We start from the raw sequence: 20,809 nt of genomic DNA on the forward strand, positions 1-20,809 counted from the left end.
CGGTCTCCATGGGACCGACGTCACTCCATGGAGTGACGATCTTGCGATCGCCTGTTCATAGGGTGCCTGTAGCGGGGGCGCGTCCGAGACGCCCGCGGCGCTTCACCGCCGCCGGGCTCGGACCATGGTGACCAGCCGGACTCAGGGAGGCATTCATGCAGCACACCGACGGGCGACCGGCCGAACCGGGGGGCGGCGTCGCCGACGGTGCGACCTTCGACTTCATCGTGTGCGGAGCGGGCTCCGCGGGATCGGTCGTGGCGGGGCTCCTCTCGGCCGACCCGGCGGCCACCGTGCTGCTCCTGGAGAGCGGCGGCGACGACGACTCGCAGTTCGTACGCGACCCCGACCTGTGGCCCGCCAACTTCGGCACGGAGCGGGAGTGGGCGTTCGTGACGGAGGCGAACCCCCAGTTGAACGGGCGCCGGCTCGCCTACTCCATGGGCCGCGGGCTGGGCGGCGGCGGCAGCGTCAACGCCGGGGTGTGGGCGCGCGGCCACCGCACGGACTGGGACGGCTACGCCGCCACCGCAAAGGACGAGCGCTGGGGATACCGCGACGTACTGGAGACCTACCGCGCCATCGAGGACTGGCACGGCGCCCCCGACCCGGAGCGGCGCGGCACCGGCGGACCCGTGAGCGTACGGCCCTCGCAGGACGTGCACCCCCTGTTCACCACCATGCTCGACGCCGCCGAAGCGGCCGGCATCCCCCGCTTCGACAGCGCCAACGGCGCCCTGATGGAACACGGCCGCGGCTGCTCCGTACGCGACGAGAACATCGAGGACGGCGAGCGCCGCAGCCCCTACCGCTGCTACCTCGCCGACCACCTCGACCGGCCGAACCTCACCGTCCTCCAGGACACGACCGTCTCCCGCGTACTGCTCGACGGCCGCACCGCCGTCGGCGTGGAAGCGGTGAGCGGGGGCCGCGTCACACGGTTCCGCGCCGCGCACGAGGTCGTGCTCAGCGCGGGCGCGATCAACACCCCGGCCGTACTGCTCCGCTCCGGCATCGGCGACGAGAGCGACCTGCGCTCGTTCGGCATCCCGGTCGTCCAGCACCTGCCCGGCGTGGGCCGGAACCTGGACGACCACATCCGCTTCGGCTGCGTATGGGAGGCCCACGACATACCCATGCCGCCGCCCACCCGCAGCCAGGCGGTCTGCTTCTGGGAGGACGAGACCCGGCCCGGAGCGCCGGAGTTCTTCCTGTACCTCTCGCCCACGGGCTCGGTGTCCCCGGAGAGCGCCGCCCAGTACCCGCTGCCGGAGCGGGCGGTCACCTTCCTCCCCGGCATGCGGCAGCGCGGCAGGGGACAGGTCTCCCTCGCGGGTACGGACCCGACGCTGGCGCCGCGCGTCGACACGCGCTTCCTCTCCGACCCCGACGACATGGCCTCGGCGCTGGCCTGCGTCGCCATGGCCCGCGAGGTCGGCAACTCGGCCGCGTTCGCCCCCTACCTCAAGCGCGAGGTGGCGCCCGCGACCTCGACCCGGGCCGACGTCGAGATGTTCCTGCGCAACGCCGTCGAGACCTTCTGGCACCAGTGCGGCACCGCCCGCATGGGCGCCGACCGCGAGGCCGTCGTCGACGGGCGGTTGAGGGTGCACGGCATCACCGGGCTGCGCGTCGCGGACGCCTCCGTCCTGCCGCACGTCACCCTCGCCAACACGACGGCCCCGTGCGTCGTGGTGGGGGAGACGGCGGCCCGCATGCTGCTCGCGGACCACGGCGGCTGACCGCCGCGGCGGACCGGCCGGCATGAGGCGTAGTCGGCGGCGGGAGGGCCCGGGGCTCAGTGGCCCGGGGCCAGTGGCCAGGGCTCAGGGCTCAGGGCTCAGGGCTCAGGGCAGGATGGAGTCCACGTACCCGCCGTCGACGCGCACGGCCCCGCCGGTGGTGGCGGAGGCGTAGGGCGAGGCGAGATAGACGACCAGGTTGGCGATCTCCTCGGGTTCGATGAGGCGCTGGAGCAGGGACTGCGGACGGTGCTTGATCATGAACTCGCGCTGCGCCTCGTCCCAGGGCAGCTCGTCGCCGACCAGCTCGCGCACGAACCCCTCGACGCCGCCGGTGTGGGTCGGCCCGGCGACGACGGAGTTGACGGTGACGCCGGTACCCGCGGAGTCCTTGGCGAAGCCCCGGCCGACGGCGAGCAGCGAGGTCTTCGTCATGCCGTAGTGGATCATCTCGGCGGGGATGACCACGGCCGAGTCGCTGGCGATGTTCAGGACGCGTCCCCAGCCGCGTTCCTTCATGCCCGGCAGATAGGCGCGGATGAGCCGGACCGCGGAGAGCACGTTGACCTCGAAGTAGCGGCGCCACTCGGCGTCGTCGATCTCCAGGGGCGGGGCGGAGCCGAAGATGCCGAGGTTGTTGACGAGGATGTCGACCGTCGGCACGGCCTCCAGCACGGCCGCCGCGCCCTGCTCCGTCGCCAGGTCGCCCACGGCGCCGGTGACATCGTCGCTGCCGGAGTCGGCGCGTACGGTACGGACGGCCTCCGCGACGCGCTCCTGGCCGCGGCCGTTGACGACGACATGGGCGCCCGCCCGGGCGAGGCCGGCGGCGATGGCGAGGCCGATGCCCTGGGTGGAGCCGGTGACCAGCGCGGTCCGGCCGGACAGATCGATATGCACGAGGTGTTCCTCTCGTCGAGGTGGTGTTACTGGGTTGCGGATACGGATGTGGATGCGTATGCGGACCGGGGCGACGGACACGAGGTTCCACCACGTTGCCGGTCCGCGGGTGCGGGCGTAGGACGGCCGCCGCCGGGGTTACGCCGTGTGCTCCGGCGATTCCCACGATCGGCGCGTGCGTCGGAACCTGGCCCCTCGCCGGGGGCCAGGGGCGTTCTCGGGTGTTGCGCTGCCGCTGGTGCCGGCTGGTGCCTGTCGGCGGCGGGGCCGGGGTGGGGCCCCGCCGCCGAGGCGGGCGCGAGCGCGAGTACGAGCGCGCATACGAGCCGGGGTAGGGCTACGGGTTCGGTCAGAGGGCCTGGAGGGCGGTCTGGGCGAAGCCGTGGTCCTGCTCGGGGGCGCCGCCGCCGAGGCCGAGGGCGCCGATGAGCTGCCCGTCGCGGTGGATCGGCACGCCGCCCGCGATGAACAGCAGGGGCTTGCCCAGCGCGGTGGGCAGGGAGTGGAACGGGCCGTCCGGCTTGACCAGGTCGGCCACGTCGGCCGTCGCCGCGTTGAGCTGGAGCGCGGTGTACGCCTTGGCCGTACTGGTCTCGCCGGAGATCAGCACGGCGCGCTCGTCGCGGCGGAAGGCCAGCAGGTGCCCGCCGGCGTCGAGAACGGTGATGCTGACGGGGACGCCGGCCGCGTCGGCCGCCTGGCGGGCGGCGAGGACGAGGGTTTCGGCGTCGGCGGCGGTCAGCGGGGTGACGGTGGTGCTCATGGTTGTTGCCTCAGTTTCTTGGATCGCTAATCGAGGTGTTGCTGTTGCGGGGTTACGCGCGACCGGTGTGACGCGCGAGTGTGAGGGGGTCAGGAGCGAACGGCGCCCGCCGGGGCGGCGGCCGGGTCGGACGCGGGGCCCTGAACAGAGACGTCGGCGCTGTCGGAGTGCGCCGGGGCCAGGGCGGTGGCGCCGGGGGCGGCGGTCCGCCGTTCGAGCCGGTGCGAGATGACGGCCAGTACCAGCGCGGCGGCGGCCAGGGCGGCCCCGACGGCGTTGGGCGCGGAGTAGCCGAACCCGGCGGAGATCACCGCGCCGCCGATCCAGGCGGACAGGGCGTTGCCCAGGTTGAAGGCGCCGATGTTGGCCGCCGAGGCCAGCGTCGGAGCGCCGTGGGCGTGGTCCAGGACGCGCTTCTGGAGGGGCGGGACGGTCGCGAAGCCGAGGGCGCCGATGAGGAAGACGGCCACGACGGACGCGGCCTTGCCGGAGGCCAGGAAGGTGAACAGCAGCAGGACGAGCGCCAGGCCGCCGAGCGCGGTGTAGAGCATCGGCATGAGCCTGCGGTCCGCGAGCCGGCCGCCGACGAGGTTGCCGGTCACCATGCCCAGCCCGAAGACCACCATCAGCCAGGTGACCGAGGACTCCGCGAAGCCGGCGACGTCGGTCATCATCGGCGCGATGTAGGTGATCGCGGCGAATACGCCGCCGAAACCGAGCACCGTCATGGCCATGGCCAGCACGACCTGGGTGTTCTTGAAGGCGGCGACCTCGTGCCGCAGTCGTACGCCCCGCGGCTTGGGCATGTCGGGTACCAGCGCCGCGACGCCGGCCAGCCCGAGCACGCCGAGGGCGGCGACGATCAGGAAGGTCACGCGCCAGCCGGCGCTCTGGCCCACGAGCGTGCCCAGCGGCACGCCGACGACGTTGGCCACGGTCAGGCCGGTGAACATCATCGAGATCGCGCCGGCCTTCTTGTGGGGGGCGACCAGTTCGGCGGCGACGACCGCGCCGATGCCGAAGAAGGCGCCGTGGGCCAGCGAGGCCACCACCCGGCCGATCAGCATGACGGCGAAGACCGGGGCCACGGCGGAGATGAGATTGCCGAGGATGAACAGGCCCATGAGCAGCATGAGCATGTTCTTGCGCGAGATGCGGGTGCCGACGACGGTCATGATCGGCGCGCCGATCATGACGCCGAGGGCGTAGCCGGTGACCAGGAAGCCGGCCGTCGGTACGGACACCCCGAGGTCCGCGCCGACCTGGGGCAGCAGCCCCATGATCACGAATTCCGTGGTGCCGATTCCGAAGGCCCCTATGGCCAGAGCCAGCAGTGCGAGCGGCATGACGAGGGTCCTTTCCTCTGCGGAGGAGCAGAGAATGTGCAAGCTCCTTACAGGCGTCGACAATAGTTGCACGCGATGGCTATTGGCAAACGCGGGTATAGTGGTATGCGTGCTGAGCCGGTGGAACGCCGCCGGCGGCGCCGTCCGTACGATCCGACTGAGGGAGCCGCTCATGACCGCCACCGACCCGGCGATGACCGCACTGGCGCACGGCTGGTCGGCGCTCTCGCTGCTGCACGGCCGCATCGAGAACCGAGTCGAGCGCGCGCTCCAGTCCGGCCACCACCTGAGCGCGCGCGAGTACTCGCTGCTGGACGTGTTGAGCCGGCAGCACGACGGCGAGGGCGGGCACCTTCAGATGCGGCAGGTCGCCGACTCGGTCGTCCTCAGCCAGAGCGCCACCACGCGGCTGGTGACCCGGCTGGAGGACCGCGGGCTGCTCTCGCGCTTCCTCTGCCCCACCGACCGGCGCGGCATCTACACCGATGTCACGCCCGACGGCGCGCGCCTGCTGGAAGAGGCCCGCCCCACCCACAACACCGCCCTGCGCGAGGCGCTCGACGAGGCGGCCGCCGAGCCCGTACTCGCGCCCCTCGTCGACGCCGTGCGCCAGGTGCAGGGCACGATCCAGCCCGTGTGACCCGCCGGCGCCCTACGCCGGCCGGGCCCCGGCACGCACGCGGGCCGGGCCTTGGTACGTGCGCGGGCCGGGCTTCGGCACGTGCGGGCGTACGCGGGCCCCTGGGCGAGTGCACCGCGCGCTCGGCGCACGAGCCGCCCGTACTGCGTCGCGTCCGTCCTCCTGCCACGCGTCCGCCCTCTTTACGACTGGGACGGGCGTATCCGACGTCTTACCGGCCGGGGTACCTCCGACGCCGCAGTCGTGGGCGACCGGCGGTGCGGCGATCGTGCGGCATGGTCAGGTGCTGGATGTCCCCTCGGGGCGGGCCCGGGCCAGCACCTGGTCGGCCAGTTCCTCTGGGGTGAGTTCGCCGTCCAGGAACACCGTGTCGCTGGGGAGGGTGTCGGCCGCCGCCAGGCAGGACTCGATCTTGCCCTTGCACCAGCGCCGCACCTGTTCATCCTGCTCGGGATCGTCCGGGGTGAAGCTCCGCCCGTCGATCCGCTTCTCCAGGACCTCTCGGGGGGCTTTGAGGAAGAAGTGGTGGACGCTGACGTCCGCATCCCTCAGCGCGCCGAAGATCTCATCGACATAGGCGGCGTTGACCAGGGTCATGGGGACCAGGACCGGCCGGTGGTGCTCCTCGACCAGGCCCACCGCCAAGCTCGCGACCTGTCGCCGCCACAGCCTGAGGTCCTGGAAGTCGCCGGTCGGCGACTCCACGATCTCCCGCAGTACGAATCCGATCATCTCCGGGTCGAAGACGAGGGCCTCGGGCCAGCGTGGCCGCAGCTCGTCCACGAGCGTGCTCTTCCCGCTGCCGAACGCGCCGTTCACCCAAACGATCAACGTAATCCTCCCGCCCTGCTCCCTCGCCCGCCGGTCCATGACGAGCCGAGTCGAGTCGAATCAAGCCGAGTCGAGCGCGTGAGTCTACGCAGCGACTCAGGAAAGGTCATACCTCTGTCTCGGTGCGTGACGCCTTGCCCGGGAGGCGGTTCGGGCCCCGTCGTGGAGACTGCGGCATTACGCTGCGCGGAACTATGGCCATGGCCATGACTGTGGCCCGTTGCTGAGGAGTGTGGTGCCTTATGTCCGCGCTGTCGATCGACGGCAAGTGCGACGCGGCGTTCGCCGGAGTGCGCGAGGTGTTCGCGCGGCATTTCGCCGACGGACTGGAGCTCGGGGCGCGCGTGGCGGTGATACTCGACGGGGCCGTGGTCGTGGACCTGTGGGGCGGCTACGCGGACCCCGGGCGCACCGTCCCATGGAACGACTCGACCCTGGTGAACGTGTGGTCCACCACCAAGGGCGTGGCCGCGCTCGCCGCCCATCTGCTGGCCGACCGGGGGCTGCTCGACCTCGACGCCCCGGTGGCGCGGTACTGGCCCGAGTTCGCGGCGGCCGGCAAGGCGGAACTGCCCGTCCGGTACCTGCTGAGCCACCGCGCCGGGCTCGCCGGGCTGCGGGAACCCGTCGCCCTGGAGGAGCTGTACGACTGGGGCCTCATGACCTCACGGCTGGCGGCCGCCGAGCCGCTGTGGGAGCCGGGCACCGCATCGGGCTACCACGCCATGACGTACGGGCACTTGATCGGTGAGGTCATCAGGCGGATATCGGGCAAGACCGTCGGCGAGTTCATCCGCGCCGAGCTGACCGGCCCCCTCGGCGCGGACTTCCATCTCGGGCTCGATCAGCGGGACGACGGGCGCGTGGCGACCCTGGTGCAGGCGCCGCCCCCGCCGGGCCCCGCGCCGACGCTGAGCCCCATCACCCTCGCCGCCCTCGCCAACCCCGGAACCGGGGCCGACGCCGCGAACTCCCCGGCCTGGCGGCGCGCCGAGCTGCCCGCCGTCAACGGGCACGCCACCGCGCTCGCGCTGGCCCAGCTCTACGGCGCCTACGCCGGCCGTTCCGCCGTGCTCAGCCCCCAGCAGACCGACATCGCGCGGCAGGGGCAAGGGCGCTGCCTCGACCTGGTGCTCGGCGTGCTGCTCGGCCGCGAGTCCGAGTTCGGCCTGGGCGTCATTCCCAGCGGGGAGGAGGGTGGTTACGGGCCCAATCCGCGCGCCTTCGGTTTCGACGGATACGGCGGTTCCTTCGGAATGTGCGATCCCGAAGCGGAGTTGAGCATGGGGTACACCATGAACGTGATGGGCCATCACATATTGAACGACCCGCGGAAAACGGACCTGATCGAAGCCGTATACGCCGCGCTCTGACCCGGTACGTCGCGCTCCGGCCCCGGTGCGCCGCGTTCTGGCTCGGTACGCCGCGCTCTGACTCGACTGATTTCCCTGCCCGGCCGGTCGGATTCCGCCGTTCGGCAACGCGGGGCCGCGGCACGGCGGCCCCGCCCCGCTCGCTGCCCGACAGTGCAGCGGCCGCTTCCCCTTCGGGTACCCCGCTTGGCTCCCCTCCCGCCGCCCGACATCTTGTGGCGAGGACAGAGGTTTCGCGCGCTTCGCCGGGAAACCACCGCACCCGCCAGGGCCGGAAGGGGTCTTGCCATCATGGTTTCCGAGGCCGAGCCAACGCAACACATCTCCTCACGCGACGACGTGCGCGACACGATCGGCCGGGTATGGAAGGAAGTCCTCCGCCTCGACGAGTTCGGCTACGGTGACAATTTCTTCGAGCTCGGCGGACATTCGCTGACGGCATCCCAGGCGATCTCCCGCATCGCGCGCGCGTTGCACGTCGAGATTCCGATGGCCGACTTCTTCGAACGGCCCACCGTCGACGAACTCGCCGAATTCGTGACGCGGCGACAGGACTCCGTGACGCGGGGAGAGGAAGCCCTGACGCGGCCCGCCGGCGCCGCCCCTGCCGCGCCCACCCCTCGCAACGGCGCGTCCGCGTGAGCGGCGGCAACGGGCTCTCGGCGCTCTCCTCCGCCCAGCAACGCCTCTGGTTCCTCTGGCAGTTGCGGCCCGACGGCAGCGAGTACAACGTGCCGCGCGCCACGCGGCTGCGCGGCCCGCTGGACGTCCCCGCCCTTCAGCAGGCCCTCGACCGGCTGGTGGCCCGGCACGACGTGCTGCGCGCCACGTTCCCGACCGTGGACGGCGCGCCCGCCCTGCGGATCGCCCCGGAGGGCCGCGTGCCCTTGACCCTGACCGACCTCGGCCGGGCGCCGGCGGCGGCGCGGGAAGCAGCCATGCGCGAGGCGGTCGCCCGAGCCGCCCTCGCCCCGTTCGACCTGGCGGCCGGGCCGGTGTTCCGCGCGGACCTGATCCGGCTCGCCGACGACGACCACGCGCTGGTCCTCGCCTTCCACCACATCGTGGTCGACGGCTGGTCGCTGGGCATCCTCGACCGGGAGCTGTCCGTCCTGTACCAGGCCGCGCTGACCGGCGCCGCCGACCCGCTGCCCGCGCCCGTACGCTCGTACCAGGAGTACGTGGCCGCCGAGCGGCGGCTCCTGGCCGGGCCGCGCAGCCGCGAGGCGCTGGACTACTGGCGCGCCGAACTCTCGGGCGTGCGGCTCAAGTTGCCCTTGCCGAGCGACCGGCCGCACCCCGCCGCGCAGAGCTTCGAGGGCGACAGCCGGCCCTTCGCCATACCGCCGGAGCTCGGGCAGCGGCTCGAAGCCGTCGCCTCCCGCAACCGCTCCACCCGCTTCATCACCCTGCTGGCCGCCTACGCGGTCCTGATGTCCCGGCTCGCCTCGACGACCGACCTGGTCATCGGCGTGCCGGTCAGCGGCCGCACGGAGCTGGAGGTCGAAGGCACCGTCGGGCTGTTCGTGAACATGCTGCCGCTGCGCGTCCGCTGCGCGCCGGACACGGCCTTCGGAACGCTCGTCCAGCAGGTGCGCGACACGTTCCTCGCCGGGCACGAGTACCAGGACCTGCCCTTCCAGCTCCTCGTGGAGGAGTTGCAGCCGGACCGCTCGACCTCCCGGCACCCGCTCTTCCAGACCGTGGTCACCTACGAGGACCTGCCCGACGCGGGCGAGCTCCTCCCCGGCCTCGACTCCTCACCGCTGCCGCTGCCGACGGACACCGCCAAGTACGAGATGGCGCTGCACCTGGCGTGGCACCGGAAGGGCGCCGAGGCGTGGATGGGCTACCAGACGGACGTCTTCGACGGCCGCACCGCGGAGCTGTTCGGCCGGCGGTACGTACGCCTGCTCACCGCCGCGCTCGCCGACCCCGACGCCCCGATCGGCCGACTGCCCGTACTCGACGCCGACGAGGAACGGACGCTGCTCAGGGAGTGGTCCGGCGCGGCGGACAGCCCGCGCGAGCGCGGAGAGGACGGCGCGCGCGAGTCCGTGGCGGACGACCCGTGCGACTACGCGGTGGGCGACCCGCGCGATCACGCCGCGGACCGCGCCCACGAGACCGTACGAGCCGACGAGCACCAGCCCGCTGGGCACCGCGTCGACGACCTCTTCCGCCGCCGGGCCCGCGCGCACCCGGACGCCGTCGCCGTACGGACCGCAGAGGCCACCCTCACGTACGCCGCGCTGGACCGGGCCGCCGACGAGGCGGCGGCCGGGCTGCGGGCGGCGGGCGCGGGGCCGGGCGCGCTCGTGGCGGTCTGCCTGCCGCGCGGCGCGGAGCTGGTGACCGCGCAACTGGCCGTCCTCAAGTGCGGTGCCGCCTATGTCTCCCTGGACCCCGCGCACCCCGTGTCGCGGCTGAACGCGATCCTCGCCGAGGCGCGCCCGCTGCTCGCCGTGGCCGACGCCGGGCACGCCGGGTCCCTGGGCGGCGGTACGGACGTCCGTACGCTCGACGCCCTGACCGTGCCCGGGGGATCGGTACCGGCCCCGCGGACCGGGCCGGGCGACCTGGCCTACGTCGTATACACCTCCGGTTCGACCGGTGAGCCCAAGGGCGTGATGGTCGAGCACCACGCCCTCACCACCCTGGTGACCTGGAGCCACGCGGAATTCGGCCTCGGCCCCGGCGACCGCGGCACGCTCATCGCCGCCCCCGGATTCGACGCCTCCGTCTGGGAGATCTGGTCGGCCCTGACCGCCGGGGCCACCCTGGAGATACCCGACGCGGAGACCGTGCCGGACCCGGCCGCGCTCCGCGCCTGGCTCACCGAACACCGGGTCACCAGCGCCTTTCTGCCGACACCACTGCTGGAGCGGATGCTCGGCACGCCGTGGCCCGCCGATACGGCGCTGCGCACCGTGCACGCCGGCGGCGACCGGCTGCACGGAACGGGCGGCCACGCGCTGCCCTTCCGCCTCGTCAACAACTACGGGCCCACCGAGAACACGGTCATAGCCGCCTCGGGCACGGTCACGGCGGCGGGCGAGGCGCGCGGCGTGCTCCCCGGCATCGGCCGGCCGATCACCGGGACCGAGGCGTACGTGTTCGACGCCGAGCTGCGGCCCGTCCCCGTAGGCGTCCCCGGCGAGCTGTACCTGGGCGGCGCGGGGCTCGCCCGCGGCTACCTCGGCAGGGCCGCGCTGACCGCCGACCGGTTCGTACCGCACCCCTACGCCGCGACGCCGGGCGCCCGCCTCTACCGCACGGGCGACCTGGTGCGCTGGCGGAACGACGGCAGCCTGGACTTCCTGGGCCGCGACGACCACCAGGTGAAGATCCGCGGCGTACGCGTCGAACTCGGCGAGATCGAGAACGTGCTCCGCGCCCACCCCGCCGTACGCGAAGCGGCCGTGCTCACCACGGCCCCGGACGACGGCCCGGCCGGGACCGAACTCATCGCCTACCTGGTGCCCGCCGACGGCTCGTCAGCTCTCGAACTCGCCGAGCTGCACGACCATATGACGCGGCGTCTGCCCCGCCACATGCACCCGCGCCGATGCCTGGCCCTGCCCTCGCTGCCGCTCACCCCCAACGGCAAGGTCGACCGTACGGCGCTGCCCGAGGACGCCCGGGAAATCGCCGCGCCCGCCGCCGCCCGCCGGCGCGCCGAGGCGCCCCTGGAGCGCCGGATCAGCGCCGTGTGGGCGGCGGCGCTCGGCCACGATTCCTTCGGCATCGAGGACAACTTCTTCGACGTGGGCGGCCATTCGCTGCTGCTGGCCTCGGTCCGCGACCGGCTCGCCGAGGAACTGGGCGGCCCGGTGCGGATCGCCGACCTGTACGCGCACCCGACCATCGCCGCCCTCGCCCGGCGGCTCGCCGGCGCCGAGACCTCCGCCCCGGCCCCGGCCCGTACCGGCGGCGCGGACCGCGCCGCCGACCGCCGCCGCGGCGCCGCCCGGCTCACGGCCATGCGAGCGCGGGCCTCAGGGGACGCGCGAACCTCCCGGACCGACCGGACCGCCGAGACCTCCCGGGCCTCCCGAACCCCCCGGACCACCGAGGACCCCCGGGCCTCCCGGACCTCCCACGGAAGGGCTGAACGACAGTGACGACCACCGCCGACCCCATCAGCAGCGACGAGCACGCCGACGCCGGTGGCCGCCTCACCGAAGCCGACGACACCCACATCGCCGTCGTCGGCATGGCCTGCCGCTTCCCCGGAGCCACGACCCCGGAGGAGTACTGGCACAACGTGGTGAACGGCGTCGACGGCGTACGCGCCCTCACCGACGCGGAACTGGAGGAATGGGGCGAGGACCCCGAGCGCGCCAAGGACCCCCGCTACGTGCGCCGGCACGGCGTCGTGGAGGGCATCGGCGACTTCGACGCGGAGTTCTTCGGCATCACCGGCCGCGACGCCGACCTGCTCAACCCCCAGCACCGGATCTTCCTGGAGTGCGCGTGGGAGGCGCTGGAGCGGGCCGGATACGACCCGCGCGCCGTCCCCGGCACCACTGGGCTGTTCGCCGGGGCCGGCCGCAACGGCTACGCCTCGGTCGTACGGTCCCGGCCCGACCGCTTCCCCGGCGTCGACGACCTCGCCCTCAGCCTCGCCAACGACCCCGAGCACCTGTGCACCCGCGTCTCGTACCTGCTCGGCCTCACCGGCCCGAGCGTCGCCGTCATGACGGCGTGCTCGACATCCCTGGTCGCGGTGCACGAGGCGAGCCGGGCGCTGCTGGCCGGCGAGTGCGACACGGCGCTGGCCGGCGGGGTCACCCTGCGGGCCCCGCTCCTCGGCTACCCGCACCGCGAGGGCGGCACCTTGTCCCCGGACGGCTACTGCCGCACGTTCTCCGCCGACGCGCGGGGCATCGTCGGCGGGGACGGCGCCGGGATCGTCGTCCTGCGGCGGCTGCGGGACGCCATCGAGGACGGCGACCACGTGCACGCGGTGCTCCGCGGCTCCGCCGTCAACAACGACGGGCGCGAGCGCGCGGGCTACACCGCCCCCGGCGTACGCGGCCAGGCCGAGGTCATCCGCCGGGCGCACATCGCCGCCGACGTGTACCCGCGCGACATCTCGTACGTGGAGGCGCACGGCACCGGCACCCCGGTCGGCGACCCCATCGAGGTCACCGCGCTCACCGAGGCGTTCCGCGACGGGTACGCCGAGGACGAGACGGCCGCCGACGGCACCGTGGGGCTGGGCTCCGTCAAGACGAACATCGGGCACACCGACACCGCCGCCGGAGTCGCGAGCCTCATCAAGACCGTGCTCGCCCTGGAGGAACGCACGCTCCCGGCCACCCTCCACTTCACCGCGCCCAACCCCGCCATCGACTTCGACGCCACCTCCTTCAGCGTCACCACCCGCACCCGCAAATGGGAGACGACCCGGCTGCCGCGCCGGGCCGGCGTCAGCTCCTTCGGCATCGGCGGCACCAACGCGCACGTCGTGCTGGAGGAGGCGCCGGTCCCCGCCGCCGCCCCGCAACTTGCCGCGTCCACCGCGCAGTTGCTGGTGCTGTCGGCCCGTACGCCCACCGCGCTCGACGCCATGGCCGAGCGGCTGGCCGAGCACCTGCGCCGCCGCCCCGACCTGCCGCCGGCCGCCGTCGCCCGCACTCTCCAGACGGGCCGGCACGCCTTCGAGCACCGTCGCTACGTCGTCTGCTCGGACCACGCGGAGGCCATTGAGGCGCTGTCGGCTCCGGCGGTACGGGCCGTGGGGTCCGTACGGGCCGATGGCGCCGCCGGGGGGTTCGGGGCCGTCGACGGTTCCGGGTCTTCCGGTCCGGCCGGTCCTGCCGGCGGTCGCCTTGAGTCGCCGATCGTCTTCTCCCTTCCGGGCGGCGGAGCGCGGTACGTCCACGACACCCACCCCGTGTACGCGACGTCCCCGGCCTTCCGGAACGCCGTCGACGCGTGCTGCCAGGCGCTGCCCGCGGGCCTCGGCACGGACGTACGACGGCTGCTGACGCCGCGTACGGACACCGGGGCCGACGCCGCGCCCTCCCCGGAACTGGACCGCGCGGCCGGCTTCACCGTGGCGTACGCGCTCGCCCGCACCCTCATGGACTGGGGCGTCGCCCCCGCGACCGTGACGGGGCACGGCGTGGGCGCGCCGGCCGCCGCGGCCGTGGCCGGGGCCCTGCCGCTCGCCGACGCGCTGGCCATCGCCGCCGCGTCGGGGCGCGGAGAGGCCGCGCTGCGCGAGGCGGTCCAGTCGGCCCGGTGGCAGACCTCGACGACCGGCTGGACGCACTCCGCCTCCGGGCTGCCCGTGACGTCGCGAGAAGCTGCCGACCCCGGCTTCTGGGCGGGGCTCCTGGACGGGAGCGCCGTCCCGGCGGCTCCGGGCGGGGACGGCCGGCACCTCGCGGAGATCGGACCGGAGCAGCCGGGCGGCGACGTGCTCGCCGCGCTGCTCGACACCGTGGGCCGGGCGTGGGCCGGCGGCGCGGCGGTCGCCTGGGACCGGTTGCACGACGGTACGGACCGGAGCCGGGTGCCGCTGCCCACGTACCCCTTCGAGCGCCGGACCCACCTGGTACGGCCCATACCGGCCGTCTCCGCAGCTCAGGCAGTACCGGCGGGATCAGGTGAAGCAGGCGACCCCGCCGCACCGGCCGCCGAGCGCGCGGGGGACGAGCCGGTGGACGTGGACGCGGCACTCCTCACCCTCTTCCGCCAAGTGCTCGGCATCGAGGAGGACGTCGCCGACCCGGACTTCTTCGAGCACGGCGGGGACTCGCTCGCGGCCGTCGAGCTGGTCTCCCTCATCGAGAACACCTTCGGGGTCGCGCTGCCGCTGGAGGACGTCTTCGAGACGCCTACGCCCGGCGGTCTCGCCCGCGCCGTCGAGGAACTGCTGGCCGCCGCCGACGCGTCGGCGCGAGCGGACGGCGGCGGCGCAGCCGGGGGGCTCGCGTGACCGACCTGACCACCCTGGCGGGCCGCGTTCCCGCCACGGCCCCCGCCCCCGCCCCCAGCCCCGACTCCGCCGACGAGACGCACCGCCCGTACAAGTTCCTGCCCGCGTCCTTCGCCCAGCGGCGGCTGTGGTTCCTGGACCAGCTCGACTCCGGCAACAGCGCCTACAACCTGGTGGCGGCCCTGCGGCTGCGCGGGGCGCTCGACCTGGCGGCGCTGCGCTGGGCCCTGAACCGGGTCGTGGACCGGCACGAGGCGCTGCGCACCGTGTTCCGGGCCGACGCGGCGGGGGAGCCCCAGCAGTGCGTGGCGCCGAGCCTCACGATCCCGCTCCCGGTCACCGACTTGGCGGCGGAGCCCGAGGCCGGGCGCGCGGAACGGGCCCGCGCTCTCATCGAGACGGAGACCGAGCACGTCTTCGACCTCTCCCGAGGGCCGCTCATCAAGACCCTGGCGGTGCGGCTCGGCGAGCGCGACCACGCCCTGGCCGTCATCTGCCACCACACCGTCTGCGACGGCTGGTCCATGGCCCGGCTCTTCGAGGAGCTGTCCGAGCTGTACGCGGCCCGTACGGCCGGGCGCGAGCCGTCCTTGGCCCCGCTGCCGCTCCAGTTCGGCGACCACGCGGCCCGACAGCACCGCGAACTAGCCGGTCCCGAGGCCGAGAAGGCGCTGGAGTACTGGCGTACGCGCCTGGCCGACGCGCCCTCGCTGCTGGAGCTCCCCACCACCTACCCGCGCCCCGCCGTGCAGGGCTTCGACGGCGCGGTCCACACCATGACGCTCGATCAGGAGACCTGGCAGGCGGTACGGGCCACCGCGCGGCAGCACAAGGCGACGCCGTTCATGGTGCTGCTGTCGGTGTTCGCGCTCCAGCTCTCCCGGCTCTCGGGCGCCGAGGACCTGGTCGTCGGCAGCCCCAGCGCCGGCCGCTCCCGAACCGAACTGGCCCCGCTGATCGGCATGTTCGTCAACACCCTGCCACTGCGGGTCGACGTGACCGGCGACCCCTCGTTCGACGAGGTGCTGCGCCGGGTGCGGCGCGGCGCGCTGGACGCGTTCCCCCGCCAGGACGTACCGCTGGAGCGGATCGTCACGGAGCTGGGCCCGGAGCGGGAGCGGAGCCACGACCCGCTGTTCCAGGCGATGTTCGCGGTACAGCAGCCGCTCACCACCCCCGATCTGGTCGGCGTGGACGCGGAGGTCTTCCCGGTGAGCCCGCGGACGACCTTCACGGACCTGTGGCTGGAGATCCGACCGCACGACGACGGCGCGGACTGTTTCTTCCGCTACCGCACCGAGCTGTTCGACGCGGCGACCGTCGCGCGCCTCGCCCGGCAGTACCGGCACATCCTGCGCACCGCGCTGGACGCCCCGAGCACGCCGCTGTCCCGCTTCTCCCTGGCGGACCAGGAAGAAGCCGACCTGCTGCTCGGCCGCTGGAGCCGGGGCCCGGCCGCGTACCCCTGGGACGGCCCGGTGCACGAGGCGATCGACCGCCAGGCTCGACGCACCCCCGAGGCGACCGCCGTCGCCTTCGAGGGCGACCGGCTGACGTATGAACAGTTGGCTGGCAGGGCGGGCCAGTTGGCCCGGCACTTGGTGGAGGGCGGCGGCGCGGGCACGGACGCCCCGGTCGCCGTCTGCCTGCCGCGCGGGCCCGGACTCGTGACGTCCGCCCTCGCGGTCCTCGCCGCCGGGAGCGCCTATCTGCCGCTGTCCCCGGAGGACCCGCCCGCCCGGCTCGTACAGATGCTGCGCGCGGTCGGCGCGACACACCTCCTCACCACCGGCGACCTCGCCCCGCTCCTCGCCGAGGCCCAGGTGCCCGTCACGGCCGTGGACGCGTTCCCCTGGTCGGACGGGCCGCGCGACGCCACGCCCCTGGCGGCCGGTGCCGTAGGGCCCGGCGACCTCGCCTACGTGATCCACACCTCTGGTTCCACCGGCGCGCCGAAAGCGGTGGGCGTGCCGCACCGGGGCCTGGCGGCGCGGGTCCGCTCCATCCAGGCCACCCACGGCCTCGACGGCTCGGACCGGGTGCTGCACAAGACGCCCTGCACCTTCGACGTCTCCGTGACCGAACTGCTGTGGCCGCTGACCACGGGCGCCGCACTCGTCGTCGCCACGCCGGGCGGGCACCGCGACCCCGCGTACCTCGTCGAGCTGATCGAACGCGAGCGGGTGACCACCGCTCACTTCGTGCCGCCGCTGCTGGCGGCCTTCCTCGAAGAGCTGAGCCTCGAAGAGCCGGGCCTCGCAGAGCCGGGTCCGGAAGAGCCGGGTTTCGACCGCTACCGCTGCGCCTCGCTGCGGCGCGTGCTCTGCAGCGGCCAGGAGCTGCCTCGTACGACGCTCGACCGCGCCCTCGGCCGGCTCCCCGCGCGGCTCTACAACGCGTACGGGCCGACGGAGGCGTCCGTCGAGGTGACCGAGTGGGAGTGCCCGGCCACGGCCGCCACGGGCACGGAACGGGCCGACGACGTACGGGTGCCCATCGGGCGGCCCGTCGCCGGGGCCGAGACGTATGTGCTCGACGGAGAGCTGCGGCCCGTGCCGGTCGGCGTGCCCGGCGAGCTGTACCTGGGCGGTGTGGTGCTCGCCCGCGGCTACCTGGGCCGGCCCGACCTGACCGCCGACCGCTTCGTGCCGCACCCGTACGCCGACGCGCCGGGCGCGCGGCTCTACCGTACGGGCGACCTGGTGTGCTGGCGGGCCGACGGCAGCCTGGACTTCCTGGGGCGCAACGACCACCAGGTCAAGGTCCGGGGCGTGCGCGTGGAGCCCGGGGAGATCGAGAACGTGCTCCGCGACCACCCGGGCGTACGGGAAGCGGTCGTGATCGCGGCCGCTCCGGAGGGCGGCTCCGCCGGGATGGAGCTGGTCGCCTACGTCGTACGGCAGAGGCGCGGGCCGGAGACGGGGCTGGGCGTCGGCGGCGACGCCTCCGTCGCCGGGGACTCGCCCGGTGCCGAGGATGACGAGGCGTTCGTCTCCGCGCTCCGCTCCGAGCTGCGCGACCGGCTGCCCGGCTATATGGTCCCGGCCCACCTCGTGACCCTCCCTGCCCTGCCGCTCAACGCGAGCGGCAAGGTCGACCGCGCGGCCCTGCCCGCACCCGCCACGAGCCCCGCCGCGGACCACGCACCCGGCCAGGCGGGCCCGTGCGATGACATCGAGCGGACGCTCGCCGCCCTCTGGTCGCAGGTGCTGGGCCGTCAGCAGACCGACATCGACGAGGACTTCTTCGCCGTCGGCGGGGACTCCCTCAAGAGCATCCAACTCGTGCACCGAGCCCGCGAAGCCGGGTTCTCCCTGCGCGTCGGCGATGTGTTCCACCACCCCACGGTCAGCGAACTCGCCGACCACGTAAGGAAGTCCATCCCGGACCGATCCGGCGTGGCCGACCCCCAGGGGGCACGGTGAAGAACCCCTGGCTGCTGCGCTTTCCCCGTCGTCCCGACGCGAAGGTGCGCCTGGTGTGCCTGCCGGGGGCGGGCAGCGCGGCGTCCATGTACTACCCGTGGTCGACCGCGTTCCCCCCGGAGGTCGAGGTCTGCGCCGTACAACTCCCGGGCCGGGGCGGGCGGTTGAAGGAGGAACCGTACCGTCGGATGGAGCCGCTGGCCGACGCGCTGGCCGAGGTGGTGCGCGACGAGTGCGACCGCCCGTTGGTCCTCTTCGGCCACAGCCTCGGCGCCCTCATCGCGTACGAGGTGGCGGACCGCCTGCGCGACCACCCCGGCGGCCCGGCCGCCCTCATGGTGGCCGCGCACAAGGCGCCGCACCTCGGGAGCGCCCGTGTGTCCGTACACGACCTGTCGGACCATGACCTGCTGGCCTTCATCGGCCAACTGGGCGGCACCTCCCCGGCGGTGCTGGACCGCCCGGAGATCAGAGCGCTGGCGCTGCCCTCCCTGCGCGCCGACTTCGAGCTGGACTACACCTACGCGTACCGCGAACGGCCGCCCCTCGCCATCCCGGTCAGCGCGTACGGCGGCACGGCGGACCCCATCGTCTCCGAGGCCGAGGTGGCCGCCTGGGAACCGCTCACCACCGGCGCCTTCACCCACGAGCAGATGCCCGGCGACCACTTCTTCCTCACCGCACCCGAGGGCGCCGCGACGCTGTCGCGGATACGCGGCACGCTGCTCGAACTCGTTTCCCACGCCCACCCCGAGCCTGGTGCCATCCCCGGCGCCCAGCTCAGCAGAGAGGAGCGCGTTTCCCATGTTCGAGGATGACGACCGCCGCCGCTACGCCGTGGTCCGCAACCACGAGGACCAGTACTCCGTCTGGCCCGAGGACCGCGCGGCCCCCGAGGGCTGGGCACTGGTGGGCGTGGCGGGTTCCAAGAGCGAGTGCCTGGCCCATATCTCCGCCGTGTGGACCGACCTGCGGCCTCTGAGCCAGCGCTCCTAGCCCCCACTTCCTTTAACCGCCGCCGCTCGGCCGGGCCCCTCTCGCGGGGCCGCCGGACCTGCCGGACCGACCCGTAACGAGGAGGAAAGCAGCACGTGTTCGCCCAGCTCACTCTCCACCGGATATTCGAGGAACAGGCCGCGCGCACCCCCGACGCGCCCGCTGTGACGGACGGTCGGGAATCCCTGACGTACCGCCAATTGAACCTGGCAGCCGACAGGTTGGCGTCCGCCATTTCCCGGCACGCCCCCGCCCCCGGCACGCGGGTGGGCCTGTATCTGCGGCGCGGCAACAGTGTCGTGGCCGCCGCGATCGCGGTCCTGAAGGCCGGCTGCTCGTACGTACCGCTCGACCCGGCCTATCCGCCGGAGCGGGTGCGGTACATGGCGCGCGACGCGTCCCTCGACCTGGTGGTGGCGGACCAGGACGCCTCGGCGGTGCTGCCGGACGCCACCGTCATCGACGTCGCGGACGCCCTCCGGCAGGACACGGCGTCGGCTCCGGCTAAGGCTCCGGCCTTGGCCCTGCCCTCGACCCCGGCTCCGTACGTCCGGCAGGAGAAGGCGGTGGACCCGGCCGCGCCGGCCTACGTCATCTACACGTCCGGATCCAGCGGCGACCCCAAGGGCGTCGTGGTCTCCCACCGGAACGTCACCGCGCTGCTCGACGCCTGCGATCAGGTCTTCGACCTGCGCGGGGACGATGTGTGGACGCTGTTCCACTCGCCGTGCTTCGACTTCTCCGTGTGGGAGATGTGGGGCGCGCTGTCCCACGGCGCGCGGCTGGTCGTGGTGCCGGCCGACACCGCCCGTTCGCCCGACGCGATGCTCGATCTCGTCGTGGCCGAGCGCGTCACCGTACTCAACCAGGTTCCCTCGGTGTTCCGTTACCTCTCGCGGTCGGCGGTGGCCCGAGTGGAGGAGACCGGCGAGCGCCCCGAACTGCCGTTGCGGTACGTCATCTTCGGCGGCGAGGTGGTGGACCTCGAAGCCGTACGCGCCTGGCGTCTGGCGCACGGCACGAGCACCGAGTTCTTCAACTCGTACGGCATCACGGAGACCACGGTGCTCGCCACGTACCGCAGGCTGCCCGAGAGCGAGATCGACGCGCTGCCGACGGGTTCGGCCGCGGTACCGTCCCCGCCGGACGGCTCCCCGGCGACCGGTGCGGTACCCGACCCTGAGCGGAACATCGGGCGCCCGCTCGACGGCTTCGAGGTAGTGCTGCTCGACGAGTGGGGCGGCCGTACGCCACCGGGACGCATCGGCGAACTGTGTCTCGCGGGTGAACAGTTGGCGATCGGATATCTGGGCCGCCCGGAGCTGACCGAGGAGCGCTACCCCTACCTCGACCTCGCGGGCACCGGGGAGCCCCGCCGCTACTACCGCAGCGGCGACCTGGCCGTGGCGATGCCGGACGGCACCTGGGAGTACGCGGGCCGGGCCGACGACCAGGTGAAGATCAACGGCTACCGCATCGAGACGGGTGAGATCGAGAGCGCGCTGCTCGGCACCGAGGGCGTACAGGACCTCGTGGTCCTGCCGGTCACCAGCCGCATCGGCGAACGCATGCTCACCGCGTTCTACGCGCCGGTTCCGGGAGCTGACGGCGGCGGCAGCGCTGACGGCGGCGAGGGCGATATCGGCGATGGCGGAGACGGCCGGGCCGGTGCAGAGGGCCGGGACGTGCTGGCCGAGCGGCTCATGGCCCGCGCCAAGGAGGCGCTGCCCGCCCATATGGTGCCGCGCCGCTTCATCCGGGTGGACGCGCTGCCGCTGACCCCGTCCGGCAAGACCGACAAGCGCGCCCTCACCGCACAAGCATCATGACCCATGCCAGGA

Annotated in this window: 14 protein-coding genes; 10 read left to right on the forward strand and 4 right to left on the reverse strand. The window is 73.5% G+C overall.

Annotated elements, in window-relative coordinates; all coding sequences use genetic code 11:
- Positions 1 to 155 precede the first annotated feature (155 nt).
- Positions 156 to 1,742, forward strand: coding sequence for a GMC family oxidoreductase (locus tag IF55_RS17175; RefSeq protein WP_030877066.1), 1,587 nt, complete (start codon positions 156 to 158; stop codon positions 1,740 to 1,742).
- 105 nt (positions 1,743 to 1,847) lie between these two features.
- Here the strand turns inward: IF55_RS17175 and IF55_RS17180 are convergent, their stop codons facing one another.
- The 3 genes from IF55_RS17180 to IF55_RS17190 form a co-directional block, all read right to left on the reverse strand.
- The gene (locus tag IF55_RS17180) at positions 1,848 to 2,642 is read right to left on the reverse strand and encodes an SDR family NAD(P)-dependent oxidoreductase (RefSeq protein WP_030877063.1); all 795 of its coding nucleotides are present in this window, start codon (positions 2,640 to 2,642) and stop codon (positions 1,848 to 1,850) included.
- Positions 2,643 to 2,991: 349 nt separating this feature from the next.
- Positions 2,992 to 3,405 (reverse strand): GlcG/HbpS family heme-binding protein, encoded by a 414-nt coding sequence (locus tag IF55_RS17185; RefSeq protein WP_030877061.1) that lies wholly within the window; start codon positions 3,403 to 3,405, stop codon positions 2,992 to 2,994.
- A gap of 89 nt (positions 3,406 to 3,494) precedes the next feature.
- Complete coding sequence (locus IF55_RS17190) at positions 3,495 to 4,751, reverse strand: MFS transporter (RefSeq protein WP_048832083.1); 1,257 nt, start codon at positions 4,749 to 4,751, stop codon at positions 3,495 to 3,497.
- Positions 4,752 to 4,923: 172 nt separating this feature from the next.
- On the opposite strand from IF55_RS17190, the gene IF55_RS17195 reads away from it, so the two are divergent.
- On the forward strand, positions 4,924 to 5,391 hold the full coding sequence (locus IF55_RS17195) for a MarR family winged helix-turn-helix transcriptional regulator (RefSeq protein ID WP_030877056.1): 468 nt from the start codon (positions 4,924 to 4,926) through the stop codon (positions 5,389 to 5,391).
- A gap of 279 nt (positions 5,392 to 5,670) precedes the next feature.
- Here the strand turns inward: IF55_RS17195 and IF55_RS17200 are convergent, their stop codons facing one another.
- On the reverse strand, positions 5,671 to 6,222 hold the full coding sequence (locus tag IF55_RS17200; RefSeq protein WP_030877054.1) for a P-loop nucleotide/nucleoside kinase family protein: 552 nt from the start codon (positions 6,220 to 6,222) through the stop codon (positions 5,671 to 5,673).
- 242 nt (positions 6,223 to 6,464) lie between these two features.
- Between IF55_RS17200 and IF55_RS17205 the strand changes: the two genes are divergently transcribed.
- From IF55_RS17205 to IF55_RS17240, 8 genes are all read left to right on the forward strand, one after another.
- Positions 6,465 to 7,595 (forward strand): EstA family serine hydrolase, encoded by a 1,131-nt coding sequence (locus IF55_RS17205; protein WP_030877053.1) that lies wholly within the window; start codon positions 6,465 to 6,467, stop codon positions 7,593 to 7,595.
- A 291-nt stretch (positions 7,596 to 7,886) separates the two neighbouring features.
- Positions 7,887 to 8,237: a phosphopantetheine-binding protein gene (locus IF55_RS17210; RefSeq protein ID WP_063763983.1), complete on the forward strand. Its 351-nt coding sequence runs from the start codon at positions 7,887 to 7,889 to the stop codon at positions 8,235 to 8,237.
- Positions 8,234 to 11,719, forward strand: coding sequence for a non-ribosomal peptide synthetase (locus IF55_RS17215; RefSeq protein ID WP_048832084.1), 3,486 nt, complete (start codon positions 8,234 to 8,236; stop codon positions 11,717 to 11,719). The genes IF55_RS17210 and IF55_RS17215 overlap by 4 nt, the downstream gene beginning before the upstream one ends.
- A complete protein-coding gene (locus IF55_RS17220; protein WP_048832085.1) occupies positions 11,716 to 14,547 on the forward strand; it encodes a type I polyketide synthase in 2,832 nt (943 codons plus the stop codon). Before IF55_RS17215 ends, IF55_RS17220 begins: the two co-directional genes overlap by 4 nt.
- A complete protein-coding gene (locus tag IF55_RS17225) occupies positions 14,544 to 17,972 on the forward strand; it encodes a non-ribosomal peptide synthetase (RefSeq protein WP_048832086.1) in 3,429 nt (1,142 codons plus the stop codon). Before IF55_RS17220 ends, IF55_RS17225 begins: the two co-directional genes overlap by 4 nt.
- The gene (locus IF55_RS17230; RefSeq protein WP_063763984.1) at positions 17,969 to 18,790 is read left to right on the forward strand and encodes a thioesterase II family protein; all 822 of its coding nucleotides are present in this window, start codon (positions 17,969 to 17,971) and stop codon (positions 18,788 to 18,790) included. The genes IF55_RS17225 and IF55_RS17230 overlap by 4 nt, the downstream gene beginning before the upstream one ends.
- Entirely contained in the window at positions 18,777 to 18,968 is a 192-nt protein-coding gene (locus IF55_RS17235) for an MbtH family protein (protein WP_030877039.1), read from the forward strand. The genes IF55_RS17230 and IF55_RS17235 overlap by 14 nt, the downstream gene beginning before the upstream one ends.
- 95 nt (positions 18,969 to 19,063) lie before the next feature.
- Positions 19,064 to 20,797 carry an amino acid adenylation domain-containing protein gene (locus tag IF55_RS17240; RefSeq protein ID WP_048832087.1) on the forward strand — a complete coding sequence of 578 codons (1,734 nt, stop codon included), beginning with the start codon at positions 19,064 to 19,066 and terminating at the stop codon, positions 20,795 to 20,797.
- The last annotated feature ends 12 nt before the right edge of the window (positions 20,798 to 20,809 follow it).

This window comes from Streptomyces varsoviensis, assembly GCF_000718635.1.
Classification (GTDB): domain Bacteria; phylum Actinomycetota; class Actinomycetes; order Streptomycetales; family Streptomycetaceae; genus Streptomyces; species Streptomyces varsoviensis.

Bases quoted from the DNA above. Each gene is read 5' to 3' on its own strand.
- IF55_RS17210 (WP_063763983.1), top strand. From the start codon at position 7,887: ATGGTTTCCGAGGCCGAGCCAACGCAACACATCTCCTCACGCGACGAC.
- IF55_RS17175 (WP_030877066.1), top strand. From the start codon at position 156: ATGCAGCACACCGACGGGCGACCGGCCGAACCGGGGGGCGGCGTCGCC.
- IF55_RS17190 (WP_048832083.1), bottom strand. From the start codon at position 4,751: ATGCCGCTCGCACTGCTGGCTCTGGCCATAGGGGCCTTCGGAATCGGC.
- IF55_RS17205 (WP_030877053.1), top strand. From the start codon at position 6,465: ATGTCCGCGCTGTCGATCGACGGCAAGTGCGACGCGGCGTTCGCCGGA.
- IF55_RS17235 (WP_030877039.1), top strand. From the start codon at position 18,777: ATGTTCGAGGATGACGACCGCCGCCGCTACGCCGTGGTCCGCAACCAC.
- IF55_RS17185 (WP_030877061.1), bottom strand. From the start codon at position 3,405: ATGAGCACCACCGTCACCCCGCTGACCGCCGCCGACGCCGAAACCCTC.
- IF55_RS17195 (WP_030877056.1), top strand. From the start codon at position 4,924: ATGACCGCCACCGACCCGGCGATGACCGCACTGGCGCACGGCTGGTCG.